At 52.4% G+C, this 13,945-nt stretch carries 15 protein-coding genes and 1 tRNA gene; 6 read left to right on the top strand and 10 right to left on the bottom strand.

The window, feature by feature from the left end; all coding sequences use genetic code 11:
- Positions 1 to 39: 39 nt before the first annotated feature.
- Positions 40 to 381 carry a ferredoxin FdxA gene (gene fdxA / locus QQL62_RS04135; protein WP_284376342.1) on the top strand — a complete coding sequence of 114 codons (342 nt, stop codon included), beginning with the start codon at positions 40 to 42 and terminating at the stop codon, positions 379 to 381.
- Between the two features lie 207 nt (positions 382 to 588).
- Positions 589 to 1,101, top strand: coding sequence for a CarD family transcriptional regulator (locus tag QQL62_RS04130; protein ID WP_284376339.1), 513 nt, complete (start codon positions 589 to 591; stop codon positions 1,099 to 1,101).
- A 52-nt stretch (positions 1,102 to 1,153) separates the two neighbouring features.
- On the opposite strand, the gene QQL62_RS04125 is transcribed toward QQL62_RS04130, so the two are convergent.
- The 3 genes from QQL62_RS04125 to QQL62_RS04115 all read right to left on the bottom strand — a co-directional run bounded on the left by QQL62_RS04125 (position 1,154) and on the right by QQL62_RS04115 (position 2,463).
- On the bottom strand, positions 1,154 to 1,837 hold the full coding sequence (locus tag QQL62_RS04125) for an alpha/beta hydrolase family protein (RefSeq protein WP_284376337.1): 684 nt from the start codon (positions 1,835 to 1,837) through the stop codon (positions 1,154 to 1,156).
- A gap of 127 nt (positions 1,838 to 1,964) precedes the next feature.
- Positions 1,965 to 2,040, bottom strand: a tRNA-Ala gene (locus QQL62_RS04120).
- A gap of 81 nt (positions 2,041 to 2,121) precedes the next feature.
- The gene (locus tag QQL62_RS04115; RefSeq protein ID WP_284376332.1) at positions 2,122 to 2,463 is read right to left on the bottom strand and encodes a TIGR02300 family protein; all 342 of its coding nucleotides are present in this window, start codon (positions 2,461 to 2,463) and stop codon (positions 2,122 to 2,124) included.
- Positions 2,464 to 2,600: 137 nt separating this feature from the next.
- Here QQL62_RS04115 and QQL62_RS04110 point away from each other — a divergent pair, with 137 nt between their 5' ends.
- On the top strand, positions 2,601 to 3,287 hold the full coding sequence (locus tag QQL62_RS04110) for a M48 family metallopeptidase (protein ID WP_284376328.1): 687 nt from the start codon (positions 2,601 to 2,603) through the stop codon (positions 3,285 to 3,287).
- Positions 3,288 to 3,316: 29 nt separating this feature from the next.
- Positions 3,317 to 3,958 carry a GntR family transcriptional regulator gene (locus tag QQL62_RS04105; RefSeq protein ID WP_284376323.1) on the top strand — a complete coding sequence of 214 codons (642 nt, stop codon included), beginning with the start codon at positions 3,317 to 3,319 and terminating at the stop codon, positions 3,956 to 3,958.
- A gap of 130 nt (positions 3,959 to 4,088) precedes the next feature.
- Here QQL62_RS04105 and lpdA read toward each other — a convergent pair whose 3' ends face one another.
- The 7 genes from lpdA to QQL62_RS04070 form a co-directional block, all read right to left on the bottom strand.
- Complete coding sequence (gene lpdA, locus QQL62_RS04100) at positions 4,089 to 5,471, bottom strand: dihydrolipoyl dehydrogenase (RefSeq protein WP_284376321.1); 1,383 nt, start codon at positions 5,469 to 5,471, stop codon at positions 4,089 to 4,091.
- Between the two features lie 48 nt (positions 5,472 to 5,519).
- Positions 5,520 to 5,909, bottom strand: a complete 390-nt coding sequence (locus QQL62_RS04095; RefSeq protein ID WP_284376318.1) for an MAPEG family protein — start codon at positions 5,907 to 5,909, stop codon at positions 5,520 to 5,522.
- Between the two features lie 222 nt (positions 5,910 to 6,131).
- Entirely contained in the window at positions 6,132 to 7,589 is a 1,458-nt protein-coding gene (odhB, locus tag QQL62_RS04090; protein ID WP_284376317.1) for a 2-oxoglutarate dehydrogenase complex dihydrolipoyllysine-residue succinyltransferase, read from the bottom strand.
- 3 nt (positions 7,590 to 7,592) lie between these two features.
- Positions 7,593 to 10,538, bottom strand: a complete 2,946-nt coding sequence (locus QQL62_RS04085) for a 2-oxoglutarate dehydrogenase E1 component (RefSeq protein ID WP_284376316.1) — start codon at positions 10,536 to 10,538, stop codon at positions 7,593 to 7,595.
- A gap of 335 nt (positions 10,539 to 10,873) precedes the next feature.
- Positions 10,874 to 11,836: a malate dehydrogenase gene (mdh, locus tag QQL62_RS04080; protein WP_284376315.1), complete on the bottom strand. Its 963-nt coding sequence runs from the start codon at positions 11,834 to 11,836 to the stop codon at positions 10,874 to 10,876.
- Positions 11,837 to 11,931: 95 nt separating this feature from the next.
- Positions 11,932 to 12,447 (bottom strand): hypothetical protein, encoded by a 516-nt coding sequence (locus QQL62_RS04075; protein WP_284376314.1) that lies wholly within the window; start codon positions 12,445 to 12,447, stop codon positions 11,932 to 11,934.
- Between the two features lie 59 nt (positions 12,448 to 12,506).
- Entirely contained in the window at positions 12,507 to 12,818 is a 312-nt protein-coding gene (locus QQL62_RS04070) for a type II toxin-antitoxin system Phd/YefM family antitoxin (RefSeq protein ID WP_284376313.1), read from the bottom strand.
- A gap of 151 nt (positions 12,819 to 12,969) precedes the next feature.
- Here QQL62_RS04070 and QQL62_RS04065 point away from each other — a divergent pair, with 151 nt between their 5' ends.
- Together QQL62_RS04065 and QQL62_RS04060 are read left to right on the top strand one after the other, a co-directional pair.
- Positions 12,970 to 13,542, top strand: coding sequence for an NnrU family protein (locus QQL62_RS04065; protein ID WP_284376311.1), 573 nt, complete (start codon positions 12,970 to 12,972; stop codon positions 13,540 to 13,542).
- A complete protein-coding gene (locus QQL62_RS04060; RefSeq protein ID WP_284376310.1) occupies positions 13,542 to 13,745 on the top strand; it encodes a DUF1737 domain-containing protein in 204 nt (67 codons plus the stop codon). The genes QQL62_RS04065 and QQL62_RS04060 overlap by 1 nt, the downstream gene beginning before the upstream one ends.
- Positions 13,746 to 13,945 lie beyond the last annotated feature (200 nt).

The raw sequence follows: 13,945 nt of genomic DNA, 5'->3' as shown, positions 1-13,945 counted from the left end.
AACCCATAATAGGCATGCAGAGTAATCGCGGATAAGACTATGACCTATATTGTGAATGACGCCTGTATCGCCTGTAAATACACGGATTGCGTAGAAGTGTGCCCAGTGGATTGTTTCTATGAGGGTGAGAACATGCTGGTGATCCACCCGGATGAGTGCATCGATTGTGGTGTATGTGAGCCGGAGTGCCCCGCCGAGGCGATTCTGCCTGACACGGAACCTGATGCCGAAAAATGGGTAGAGTTTAACCGCAAGTACGCGGAAATTTGGCCGGTTATCATCACCAAGGTAGATCAATTGCCAGATGCAGAGGCACGCGATGGCGAGTCTGGTAAGTTGGAGAAATATTTCTCCGAGAACCCTGGAACGGCTGGGCAATAGGCGCGGATCCCCGCGCGCATCAGCGGCCAAATCTATTGAAACGCCCCCACTGGTATAGGGGCGTTTTTTGTGCTATGTTAATCTCTAAACCAAGGAGAGTACTGGCATTGGCGGCGATCTAGACACCCGCATGAAATCCCCAAAACGCGCGAACACCCACTTGCGTTTACTTGGTTGTGTATTTTCAAAATAAAGGATCAGCTTTGAATGGCTAAAGGTAAGAAGATTGGCGATTTTCGTCTAAATGAATTTGTTGTTTATCCTGCTCATGGTGTGGGTCAAATCCTATCGGTAGAGACCACTGAAATTGCAGGGACCGAAATGGAATTATTCGTCATTTCCTTTGCTAAGGACAAGATGACATTGCGTGTTCCCACCGCCAAGGCAACCGCCGTTGGCATGCGCAATTTGGCCAGCGCCGAATTGGTGGAAAAAGCTATGAAAACCCTAAAGGGGCGCGCCCGTGTTAAGCGCGCCATGTGGTCGCGCCGTGCACAGGAGTATGAGCAAAAGATCAATTCAGGCGATTTGATCTCTATTGCAGAGGTTGTGCGGGATTTGCATCGCAATGATGAAGAGCGCGAGCAATCCTATTCTGAGCGTCAGCTGTACGAAGCGGCCCTAGAACGCCTGACCCGCGAAGTGGCAGCGGTAGATGGTACCGAAGAGGGTGAAGCCTCTGAAAAGGTCACCGGAATTTTGATTTCCCGCGCCGCCTAATTTATCAATATAGCGATTCTAAAACCCCCAATCGGGGGTTTTTGTGTATAGATTACAAGTCATAACGCTCGTCCAATTTTAGAACGAAGCGTTGGATATTATCTGCGATCTGCGCAGAGGTCTGTTCACGTGATAAATTATCCTGTGTGAAAGCATGGGATGCGCCCTTGATCCAATCTAATTGGGCGGGGGGATCGATTGCCCACAGCATTTCAGTGATTTCCTGTTCTGTGCCTAGCCTGTCTTTTGAACCTTGGATCACTAGCAGAGGGGAGGCGAGCTGAGAGAGGTGCTCAGAGCGCTCTGGTAGGTCTTTGCGGGGATAACCGAGGCAGACCAGACCATCAATGCCCAGTGAGGTTGTGGTATCGAGATAGGTGGCATAGAGCCCGCTCATAGAGTGCCCACCGAGAATGATCTTGGCTCTTGGCATTATCGATCGTCCTAAGTCCAGTGCCGCATCGATGGTTTCCAACAGAATTGCATCCGGATCAACTGGCATGTCTGTAAACGGTTGGTATTCGTCTTGCGCCGAATAGGGGTAATTGAACCGCAGGCAGGCGATGTCAACCTTGGCGCATGCCGTGGCGATGGCCTGCATCAATGGGGTATCCAGTCGTCCTCCTGAGCCATGCCCCATTACGAAAATCGCTGCGGGGTTTTCAACCGAGGTTAAAACGGCGCTGAGGCCGCTGTGGCCGGGGATGTTAAAGGTAAGGACTTGGGTATTTTCCACGATAGATCCCTCTTGTGGATCTATTTGGATAGATCTGATTTCTGTCGCAAATCATAACGGAGCTAAAAAACTACTGAATTCACGTCAGTTTAAAGAGCCTAAACGTTAGGGAATATAGGGGGGAATTTGGTGGAGCCTAGGAGGATCGAACTCCTGACCTCTTCGCTGCCAGCGAAGCGCTCTCCCAGCTGAGCTAAGGCCCCATGTGCGCGATTGCGAACACTCGCGCTGTTTAGAAAACCGCGCCTGATAGTGCAAGCGCGAAATTCATATTTTTCGGATTTTTATCCGTCGTCGTCATTCGCGGCGACGCCGGCGACCTCTTCCAATGGAACGGTATCTGCATCGTCTTCGTCGTCCAGAACATCATCGCCCAGATCCACGTCAGATACATCCTCGTCATCCAACACATCTACGTCATCCGCCAGATCATCCTCTGTTGCAGTCGCTACAGAGTTTTTATCGGCTTTGTCCGCCATAGAGGCCTTGGATTTGTCATTGCTGAAGAATGACAGGGGGTATTCTGTGCCGGTGTATGGGCTAACGATCGGGTCTTTGTTTAAATCGTAGAAACGTTTGCCGCTTTCTGGGCACAGGCGCTTTACGCCCCATTCTTCCTTGGGCATGTGTTATCCCTTTCACATCAGATTTTCGAAATTCTGTTGGCCAAGTGCCACATCAAATGGCACTTGTCAAAGGTGAAAAGAAGAAATCAGGTGGTTATTGGCGTTGCCTTGCCCCTAAGCGGGCGTAATATGGCAACATGACGGAAACCATTCACATTGGAACGCCCCCAATCACGGTGCATTTGCGCCCCAATATACGTGCCAAGCGTTATACATTACGCATATCGAATAAGGATGGAAAAATCAGCCTGACCCTGCCGCGCGGCGCGAAGATGCAAGAGGCCTGTGAATTCGCCAAGGCCCAAGAGGGCTGGATGCGCAAACATCTGGCACGTCAGCTACCCGAGATCCTACCCGCATTTGGCGAGCAGATTCTCTTGGATGGACGTTTGGTTACCATCGCGAAAGCAACGGGACGGCGTGTTGTTTTGGCAGGGGATGTTTTGAATGTTTCTGCAACTTCGGCGCAGTTGGGGGGCAAGTTGCGCGGATTTTACAAAACACTGGCGCGCGAACGTCTGGTGATTGCCTCTGAGCGCTATGCCGATGCGCTGGGGGTGAAAATGGGCCGCGTTACGCTGCGAGACACACGGTCGCGCTGGGGCTCATGTACCTCTGCGGGGAATTTGATGTACTCGTGGCGTTTGATGATGGCACCACCATCTGTGCAGGATTATGTGGCCGCCCATGAGGCCTGTCATTTGATTGAAATGAATCATTCACAGGCCTATTGGGCCTTGGTTGAGCAGATATACCCCAATTATCAACCACAGCGCGACTGGTTGCGGAAAAATGGTGCGCGATTGCACCAATATCTACTTTAAACACAGCTCTATTTGTGATCACATGTGATATGATTGAAAATGATAACACACTGTCGACCCATGAGACCATTTATCGAGCCTTGCGCAATTCGATAATGCATGGCGAGATGACGCCGGGACAAGCCATAACCATTCGTGGCGTTGCCCAACAGTTCGAGACCAGCATGACCCCCGCGCGCGAAGCCGTGCGCAGGTTAACGGCGGATAAGGCGATCAGCATTTCTGCCACAGGGCGGCTGAGCACGCCAGAGTTGCGCGCAGAGCGTATTGAGGAGCTGGCGTCTATTCGTGCATTGCTAGAGCCAGAGTTGGCGGCGCGGGCTTTGCCGCGTGCGCATATCAATTTGATAGAACGTCTGAGCCGTATCAACACATTGATCGAGCAGGCCATCGTGAAAAACGATTCTGTAGCCTATGTGCGCAGCAATCTGGATTTCCACCGCACGCTGTATTTGCGTGCGCAGGCGCCTGCGATGCTGGCCTTGGTGGAAACGGTATGGTTGCAGCTGGGCCCGACCATGCGTGCGCTGTATGCGCGGCTACAGCGGCGCGAGGCTGCGCGTAACCATCACACCATCATCGCCGCGCTAAAGGCTGGTGACGAGCCGGGGTTAAAGCTGGCTATTAGATTGGATGTGACCCAAGGATTGCGCATGCTAAGCGGTGGTTGAATTTTTAAAAAAATGCGACGGAGCGTGCGGGGGCCTGCGTATTACTTTTATAAAGGTTGCCCCTGACCTTTAGCCTCTTTCCCAAGAGGATCGTTACCCCCTGACAGCCACACCTGTCAGGGGGATTTTTTTAAGCGTGAATTGCGCCGTCACCACAGGCCAGCGCCGCTTCGCGCATGGCCTCGGAATAGGTGGGGTGCGCATGGCAGGTTAGGGCGATATCCTGTGCAGATGCGCCAAATTCCATGGCCACACAGATTTCATGGATCATATCACCTGCGGCGGGGCCGATCAGGTGGCATCCCAAGATGCGATCGGTTTTCGCATCAACGATCATTTTCACAAAACCATCCGCTTGGAAGATCGCCTTGGCGCGGCCATTGCCCTTGAAGCTGAATTTGCCAACCTTGTAATCAACGCCTGCGGCTTTCAGCTCTTCTTCGGTTTTGCCGACACTTGCGACCTCGGGGGTTGTGTAGATCACGCCTGGGATCACATCATAGTTCACATGCCCATGGTTGCCTTTGATCACATCCGCGACGGCCATGCCTTCGTCTTCGGCCTTGTGGGCCAGCATCGGGCCTTCGATCACATCGCCAATGGCATAGATGCCCTCGATGTTGGTGCGCCAGTGGTTATCAGTGGCGATTTGGCCGCGCTCGGTTAGATTTCCGCCCAGATCGGTAAAACCCAAACCATCCATAAAAGGTTTGCGCCCGGTAGCAACCAAAACTGCATCCGCATCCAGCACTGCCTCTTCGTCGCCTTTTTTATAGGTGACTTTGGCTTTGTTGCGGTTCACTTTTGTGGATTGTACCGCCGCACCCATGATGAATTTCAGCCCCTGACGTTTCAACAGGCGTTGAAGGGTTTTTGAAACTTCGCCGTCCATGCCGGGGGTGATGTTCTTTAGATACTCGATCACGGTGACCTCTGTGCCAAGGCGGGCATAAACACTGCCCAGCTCGAGGCCGATGACACCGGCGCCAATAACCACCATTTTCTTGGGGATTTTAGAGAACTCAAGTGCGCCTGTGGATGATACCACGATCTTTTCGTCGATCTCGATATTGGGTAGGGAAGCGGGCTCTGATCCGGTGGCAATCACGATGTTGTTGGTGGTATAGCTGTCCGCACCCACGCTTACGGTGTTTTTATCGCTGATCGTGGCCCAGCCTTTGATCCAATCGATTTTGTTCTTCTTCATCAGGAATTCAACGCCGGAGGTGTTTTGGGCAACGACGTTGTCTTTATACTCTTTCATCTTAGAAAAATCGACCGAAGGCGCCTTGCCCATTAGGCCCATTTGGGTGAAATTATGGGTGGCCTCGTGATAGGAATGCGAGGCATGCAACAGGGCCTTGGACGGAATACAGCCAATATTCAAGCAAGTCCCGCCCAGTGCCTCGCGACCCTCGACCACCGCGGTTTTAAGGCCCAATTGCGCGCAACGAATGGCGCAAACATAGCCGCCCGGGCCGCCGCCGATAACAATAACATCATAGTTTGACATGGTTTAACCTTTCAGTTCCGGCGCGGGGCGCCAATGGGGATCAGCCGCCTAAATCACGGCAGCAATAAGCATCAAAGTGGTCGCCCCCAGACCTATCGCCCACATAATGGTACGAAAGGGGCCCAGAGCAAAGATATAGCAGGGAATATAGGCGATGCGGGCGAGTAAAAACACCAGCGCATAGGTTTCGGTCTGGGGGGTGGATTTGGCCAACCCCATCACGCAAATGGCGGCAACAGCAAAGAGGATAAGCGCCTCGAAGCTATTGTTCATGGTACGCTTAACCCGTGCAGATTTGCCCGTGATGTTCAGCGGCTGGTCCCGGTTCCCAACGGAATCGCGCAGCGGCACCGTTAAACCCACCATCGCAACATACAACAGCATCAAGGCCACATGCAAAAGACCCGCTAGCGCAAGAGTGAAAATTTCTGGTGTCATTAGATGTCTCCGCCGTTTGATTTAGGCCAGATTTGAGTTTGATCAACCGGGCAGATCAGCGTCTGCCCACGTTTTTGATAGGGGCCCGCGCGGCGAATAGAACGGCGCGCGGGCCCATCATCGGGTTTTGAATGGGGGCCTAAATGAACCACAAACTGCACATCCCCCGACAGCCCACACTGCGGGCATGTTAGAGAGGCGGGTTTCAGATAGGCCACCGAATTACAGATCCATCAACAAGCGGCGCGGATCTTCTAGGGCCTCTTTGACCCGTACCAAGAAGGTCACCGCACCTTTGCCATCGACGATACGGTGGTCATAGGACAGGGCCAGATACATCATCGGGCGGATCACGATCTCGTCGTTCACGACCATGGCGCGTTTCTGGATCGCATGCATGCCCAAGATGCCTGATTGCGGCGGGTTTAGGATGGGCGAGGACATCAATGATCCGTAGACCCCCCCGTTGGATATGGTGAAAGTGCCGCCCTGCATTTCTGCCATGCCCAGTTTGCCATCGCGTGCGCGTGCGCCTTTTTCAGCGATGGCCTTTTCAATATCGGCAAAAGACATCTGATCCGCATCGTTGATCACAGGCACAACCAGACCGGTGGGTGTACCCGCAGCCACGCCCATATTGACGAAGTTTTTGTAAACCACCTCGTCGCCATCAATCTCGGCGTTGACCTCTGGGATTTCTTTCAATGCGTGACAACATGCCTTGGTGAAGAAGGACATAAAGCCCAGCTTTACGCCATGTTTTTTCAGGAACAGGTCTTTGTATTCGGTGCGCAGGGCCATCACCTCGGTCATGTCGACCTCGTTATAGGTGGTCAGCATCGCGGCGGTGTTTTGGCTTTCTTTCAGGCGACGCGCAATGGTTTGGCGTAGGCGGGTCATTTTGATGCGCTCTTCGCGCGGATCCTCGGCGCGGGGGCCACCGGAGCGCGGGGGCTGAGCCACAGCGGGGGCTGGTGCTGGGTTTGCTATGGCGGCCAATACATCGCCCTTCATCACGCGGCCATCGCGTCCTGTGCCGGCGACATTGGTGATGTTGTTTTCTGCCATCAGTTTTTCGGCCGAGGGGGCGTTTTTAACGGCCGCCGTTGGGGCAGGGGCGGCTGCAGCGGCGGGGGTTGGTGCGGAGGTTGGTGGCGTACCTGCGGACAAGGCGCCTAATTTTGCGCCTGCAGATACGGTATCGCCCTCGGCTACATCCAAGGCGGCCAATGTACCAGATGCGGTGGCGGTGACCTCTACGGTGACCTTGTCTGTTTCCAGCTCCATGATCACCTCGTCTTGGGCCACGCTATCGCCCACGGCCTTGGTCAGGCCTGCCACGGTGGCCTCGGTTACGCTTTCGCCCAATGTGGGCACCATGATGTCCACGGTTTTTGCGGTGCTGGTGGTGGATGGCTCTGCGGTGGGGGGGACTGCACCTGCGGCAGCTTCGGTGATATTGGCAAGCAATGCGTCAACACCCACAGTGGTGCCCTCTGGGGCAACGATTTCTGCCAGAGTGCCGGCAACGGGGGCCGCGACCTCTACGGTCACTTTGTCTGTCTCCAGCTCGCACAGCATTTCATCGGCGGCAACGCTGTCGCCGACGGCCTTGAACCATGTAGCGACGGTGGCTTCTGTTACACTTTCACCCAGTGTTGGGACTTTTACGTTGGTCATGGGTTATCCTTTCAAGGTCAAGGCGTCGTTTACGAGCGCTGCTTGTTCAATTTTGTGTTTTGCCGCCAGACCGGTGGCCGGTGCGGATGCTGGTGCACGACCTGCAAAGGTTGGGCGGGTTTTTTTACATTTAGCTTCGATCAGCGCATTTTCGATATGCGGGTTGATATAGAGCCAAGCACCTTGGTTTTTGGGCTCTTCTTGGCACCAGACGAATTCAGCGTTTTTAAAACGTGTGAATTCTTCGCGCATGGCGTCCTTGGCATAGGGGTAGAGCTGTTCAAGGCGCATCAGATAGATATCTGTGATGCCGCGCTTGTCGCGCTCTTCTAACAGGTCATAGTAGACCTTGCCTGAACAAACGACTACGCGCTTTATTTTGCTGTCGCTAACCAGTTTTGTGTCTGAGTTGCCGCGTTCTGCATCATCCCATAGGATACGGTGGAAGCTGGATTTGCCTGTGAATTCATCCATTGTGCTGACTGCACCTTTGTGGCGAAGCAGCGATTTTGGCGTCATGATCACCAGCGGCTTGCGGTAGGGGCGGTGCATCTGCCGGCGCAGAATATGGAAATAGTTGGCGGGTGTTGTGCAATTCGCAATGACCCAGTTGTCCTCGGCGCACATCTGCAAGAACCGCTCTGGGCGGGCAGAGGAATGCTCTGGGCCTTGGCCCTCGAACCCGTGGGGCAGTAGCATTACCAATCCCGACATGCGTAACCATTTGCTCTCGCCAGACGAGATGAACTGGTCGATCATGATCTGCGCACCATTAGCGAAATCGCCAAACTGTGCCTCCCAAAGGGTTAGGGCGTTTGGCTCTGCCAGCGAGTAGCCATATTCATAGCCTAGTACCGCGTATTCAGACAGCATACTGTCGATGACCTCGTAGTGGCCTTCTTGGTCGGGGCGAATGTTGTTTAGCGGGTAGTGCTTTAGGCCGGTGTTTTGATCCAAAATCCCCGAATGCCGATGGCTAAAGGTGCCGCGGGTACAGTCTTGGCCAGACAGGCGCACAGGGAAACCCTCGACCTGAAGTGTGCCAAAGGCCAGAGCCTCGGCCGTGGCCCAATCGATGCCCGTGCCCGAAGATATCATGTCTTCTTTGGCATTTAGAATGCGCTGAATAGTGCGGTGCGGTGCCCAGCCTTCGGGCAATTTGGTCAGTGCGGCACCGACCTCCTTGAACCGCTTCTCTGTGATGTGGGTTTTACCGCGTTGATATTCTGGATCCTTGGATTGCAGATGCGACCAGCGCCCGTCCAGCCAATCGGCCTTGTTGGGCTTGAAGGCCTTGCCCGCCTCGAACTCTTCGTTCAGGCGCATCTGAAACGCCGTTTTCATATCCTCGATCTCGCCCTCTGGAATTAGGCCGTCGCGCACCAAGCGCTGGGTGTAGAGCGTCAATGAGGTGGGGTGCGACTTGATCTTCTTGTACATTGTTGGCTGTGTAAACATAGGCTCGTCGCCTTCGTTATGGCCAAAGCGACGGTAACAGAAGATATCGATCACCACGTCTTTTTCGAATTTTTGGCGGAATTCTGTTGCGACCTTGGCTGCATGAACCACCGCCTCTGGGTCGTCGCCGTTTACGTGGAAAATTGGGGCCTCTACCATAAATGAGATATCTGTAGGGTAGGGGCTGGAGCGAGATTTATGCGGGCTGGTTGTGAAGCCGATCTGATTGTTCACAACGATGTGGATTGTACCGCCGGTTTTATGGCCCTTTAGCCCTGATAGGCCAAAGCATTCCGCGATCACACCTTGGCCTGCAAAGGCGGCATCACCGTGTAACAGTATTGGCATAACCGCATTGCGGTTGCGGCCCATTTGGTCGCCCTTGGCGCGGGCCTTGCCTAGAACCACAGGGTTTACGGCCTCTAGATGTGAGGGGTTGGCCGTCAGTGACAGGTGCACGCTGTTGCCATCAAATTCGCGATCAGAAGAGGCGCCAAGGTGGTATTTTACATCGCCAGACCCCTCGACATCATCAGGTTTGTAAGATCCGCCCAAGAATTCGTTGAAAATCGCGCGGTAGGGTTTGGACATCACGTTGACCAAAACATTCAAGCGGCCGCGGTGGGGCATGCCGATGATGATATCTTTGACCCCCAAGGCGCCACCACGTTTGATGATTTGTTCCATTGCCGGGATTAGGGCCTCGCCGCCATCCAGACCAAAACGCTTGGTGCCAGAGTATTTCACATGGCAGAATTTTTCGAACCCTTCGGCCTCGACCATCTTGTTCAGGATCGCCTTGCGGCCTTGGGTCGTGAAAAAACCCTCTTTGTCGTAATTTTCGATCCGCTCTTTCAGCCATCCGGCCTCTTCTGGGTTGGACAGATGCATGTATTGCAAAGCAAATGTGCCACAGTAGGTTTTGCGCAGCTTTTCAATAATCTGGCGCATGGAGGCAGATTTCATTCCCAGAACATTGTCTAGGAAGATCGGGCGGTCCATATCGATTTCTTTGAAGCCGTAGAACTCGGGGTCTAGCTCTGGGTGCGGATCCTTGGCACGCATATCTAGTGGATCTAGGTCTGCAATCAAATGGCCGCGAATACGGTAGGCGCGGATGATCATCAGGGCGCGCATGGAATCAATGGCTGCGTTCTGAATATCGTCGCTAGATAGGTTTTGGCCATCCGCCTTGGCGGCGCTGGCGATTTTCTCACCTATTTTTGCGGGGGCTTCAGCCCATTGCCCATCAAGGGCCGCGGTTAATTCATCGGCCTTTTGTGGGGGCCAATCGCTGCGGCTCCAGGGGGCACCGGCAGCACCTGCGGCCACATCTTCGGGCGCATCGTCCAAGGATTTGAAAAAATCAATCCACGTAGGATCAACAGAAGAGGGATCAGCCATATACCGGGCATAAAGCTGTTCAATATATTCAGAATTGTGGCCTTGTAAAAATGACGAGGCATGCATCGTGTCATTGGTGCTTGGCATTGGTGTTCCTTTTCCATTCAAGGGCGATGGGGTGGCGCCGATAGAAAACTGGCGTTGCCTAAATGTAGATCACAAAGTGACCAAGGGAAAAAGATGATTTTGACCTAAGAAACAGAATTGTGACGATTTTCCACCTTTTGTGATCACAATAAACTTTGCTGTGATCACAAAAAGTGGAAAACAGAGTTTTCAGCGAAATATCAAGGGATTTGCACGTATTCTTGGGGATATGATGCCATGTCAGTTGTTCGATCTTGCGCAAGCATGCATCGGGGATGGTAAAAAAAACGCGCCCTTTACAGGACGCGTTTTAGAATGTTCTTTAGGTCGGTTTTTTAAGCCAGTGAACCATCAATTGCGATACAGGCTTCCATCAGGCCTTTTACGGCATCCACTGATTTGTCGAAGCCAGCTTGCTCTTCTTTGGACAGTTTGATGTTTGCAATGCGCTCGATACCACCAGCACCGATCACAGTTGGTACACCAACGTACATGTCCTTCTGACCGAACTCGCCCGATAGAGCGGCGGCAGCAGGCAACAGGCGTTTTTGATCTTTTAGATAGGCTTCAGCCATTTCAATCGCTGATGCTGCTGGCGCATAATAGGCAGAGCCGGTTTTCAACAACCCGACGATTTCCGCACCACCGTCGCGGGTACGTTGGACGATCGCGTCCAGTTTATCCTGTGTTGTCCAACCCATGTCTACCAGATCAGGCAAAGGAATACCCGCAACGGTTGAATAACGCGTCAAGGGCACCATAGTATCGCCGTGACCGCCCAAAACAAATGCGGTTACGTCTTTCACGGATACGTTGAATTCTTCTGCCAAAAAGTGGCGGAAGCGGGCGCTATCCAAGACACCGGCCATGCCGCAAACTTTCTCAGAAGGTAGGCCAGAGAATTTTTGCAGTGCCCAAACCATGGCATCCAGAGGGTTCGTAATACAAATAACGAATGCGTTTGGCGCATGTTCTTTGATGCCCTCGCCAACGGACTTCATAACCTTTAGATTGATGCCCAAAAGGTCATCGCGGCTCATGCCGGGCTTGCGGGCAACACCAGCGGTAACGATACACACATCTGCGCCTGCAATATCCGCATAGTCGGTTGTACCAGAGATTGTTGAATCGTATTTATCTACCGGGCCAGCCTCAGAGATATCCAATGCCTTACCCTGGGGAATGCCGTCTGCGATATCGAACAAAACGATGTCGCCTAGTTCTTTCAATGCCGCCAGATGCGCCAGTGTTCCGCCGATCATTCCAGAGCCGATTAAAGCAATCTTTGCACGTGCCATGTTTACTCTCCACAAGTGGTTAAATTTCGCGCATAGCTAAAACACCTGACCCCTGAGAGCAAGGGGGTTATAGGGGCGCAGTTGTCGCACGGGCCCTAGGGGACCAGTGATATAGACATGTTTTTACCGGTTAGATTGCGCCCGATCTGGATCGTATAACCGTGCATCTTTATGATATATCTGGTTTTTTTATTGCGCACTTTCTTGCGGGCTTGGCTGGGGCTAAAGACACCAGCGCGCACCAGATGGTCAAACGCCTCTTGCATGGTTTGCTCTAGATTTGCGGGTTTTGACACCACGCCAGAGCAGGCCGCCTTGCCAAAGGATGCATCATAAACAAACCCAAATACCCGCCCATTATAGTGCCAGAATTGGTTTGTGGAAGAGCCGCTCCCCAACAGCGATCCTTTGGAATGGGTGGAGTCTTTGGTTAAATCACGATTGCGGGTAAAATTTAAGATAGATAGTTGCCCATCACCAGGATTGGGTAGGCAGCCCTCGATAAACAGCTGGGCTGCCAATGATCCATCTCCTGTCTGTGCTTGGGCAGGAGATGAGTGGGAAAAGCTTAGGGTAGAAATAGCCGCAACGGCCAAGAGTAATGTGCGCATTTAAATATCCATTCTAATTGAATTGGATACGGTTTAGCGCGGAATTTACCGCCGATCAACTAGGTATCATCACCTCTGGTGATGGCGGGCTCGTTCAGGTTTTCATAATGGTCCCCCGCTGCAATCAGGCACGATTGGCCATTGGGCGCGGTGATCAGGATCGTCCATGTTCCGGTCTCTTCAGAGGCGTAGGTTTCGATAATACCATTATTGCGACCAAGACCGATATTTTGCCGAGTTTCGCCGTATTTCTTCGCAAGATTGGCAATCACTTCGCCCCGCTCTGCGCAGCGCACCTGCTGAGCTTTGGCATTGCTGGCCATAACACACAGTGCGAAACCAAGGGATAGTGCAAGGAATTTGTGGGTCATTAGATGTCCTTTCATCACAACAAGAGCATCTGGAACAGATGTCTTTGGTATGGATAAAACATGCTGTTAAATGTCAAAAATATCGTTAACTATGCGGCCTATGTAGGCTCACCAGCATATGGCTGGCATCCCCAAACAGAAAGGCATTGCAATGGTTTTGTTGATTATCGGGTTCATTTTGTGGACTACGGCCCATTTGTTTAAACGGCTGGTGCCGCAGAATTATACACAACTGGAACAGAAAATGGGGGCGGGTGTCCTACGCGGATTGATTGCCGCAGAAATCGCCGTTGGGCTAATGCTGATGATCATTGGATATCGAAGCGCCCCGCACATAGCGATATACACGCCGTTTGCAGGTATTGGGCATTTGAACAATTTGTTGATGCTTCTGGCTGTGATGTTGATCGGCATGAGCCATTCAACGGGACGCATTGGTACGCTGTTGCGCCATCCTATGCTCTTGGCTGTTGTTGTTTGGTCTATTGCACATTTGCTCGTGAATGGGGATCTTGCATCGCTGGTCCTATTTGGGGGTCTTGGTGTTTGGGCCTTGCTGGAAATTTTGGTGATTAATCGCGCCGAAGGTGCCTGGACCCGCCCAACCGCTGGCCCCCTGAAGAAAGACATCATTTTGATTGTGATCACCATTGTGGTGTTTGGGGTGATTACGGCCATTCATACGGCCCTTGGCTACAACCCATTTCTAGGAACATATGCGTGATGATTGCTTATCGACTAATTACCGAGGATGACACATCCGAGTTTTGCCACCGAGTGACCGAGGCCTTGGCCAAGGGCTGGGCCTTGCAGGGGGATCCGCAATACGCCTTTGATGCCAGCCGTGGGGTTATGCGCTGTGCACAGGCAGTAACCAAAACAACCAATACGACCTATTCGCGAGAGTTAAAGCTGGGTCAGCTATAGCCTATGGAGTCGAATCAATGTGGGTGCTGGTTTCACATGTGAATTATCAATTAGTGATCACAAATCGAATTTGTGATCACTAAACACCGTGAAATTTACAAGACTCTGACAAGCTCTCTTTACAATCTTTACAAAAATTGAAAAAATCCGCCCATAAATCGGATATGGCTCTGTGCCTTTGCAGGGAAATGTTTTAGACC

The sequence above is a fragment of the Amylibacter marinus genome, assembly GCF_030160015.1.
Lineage (GTDB): Bacteria > Pseudomonadota > Alphaproteobacteria > Rhodobacterales > Rhodobacteraceae > Amylibacter > Amylibacter marinus.
The sequence above is the reverse complement of the archived record's forward strand: the minus strand, read 5'-3'. Positions and strand labels throughout refer to the sequence as shown.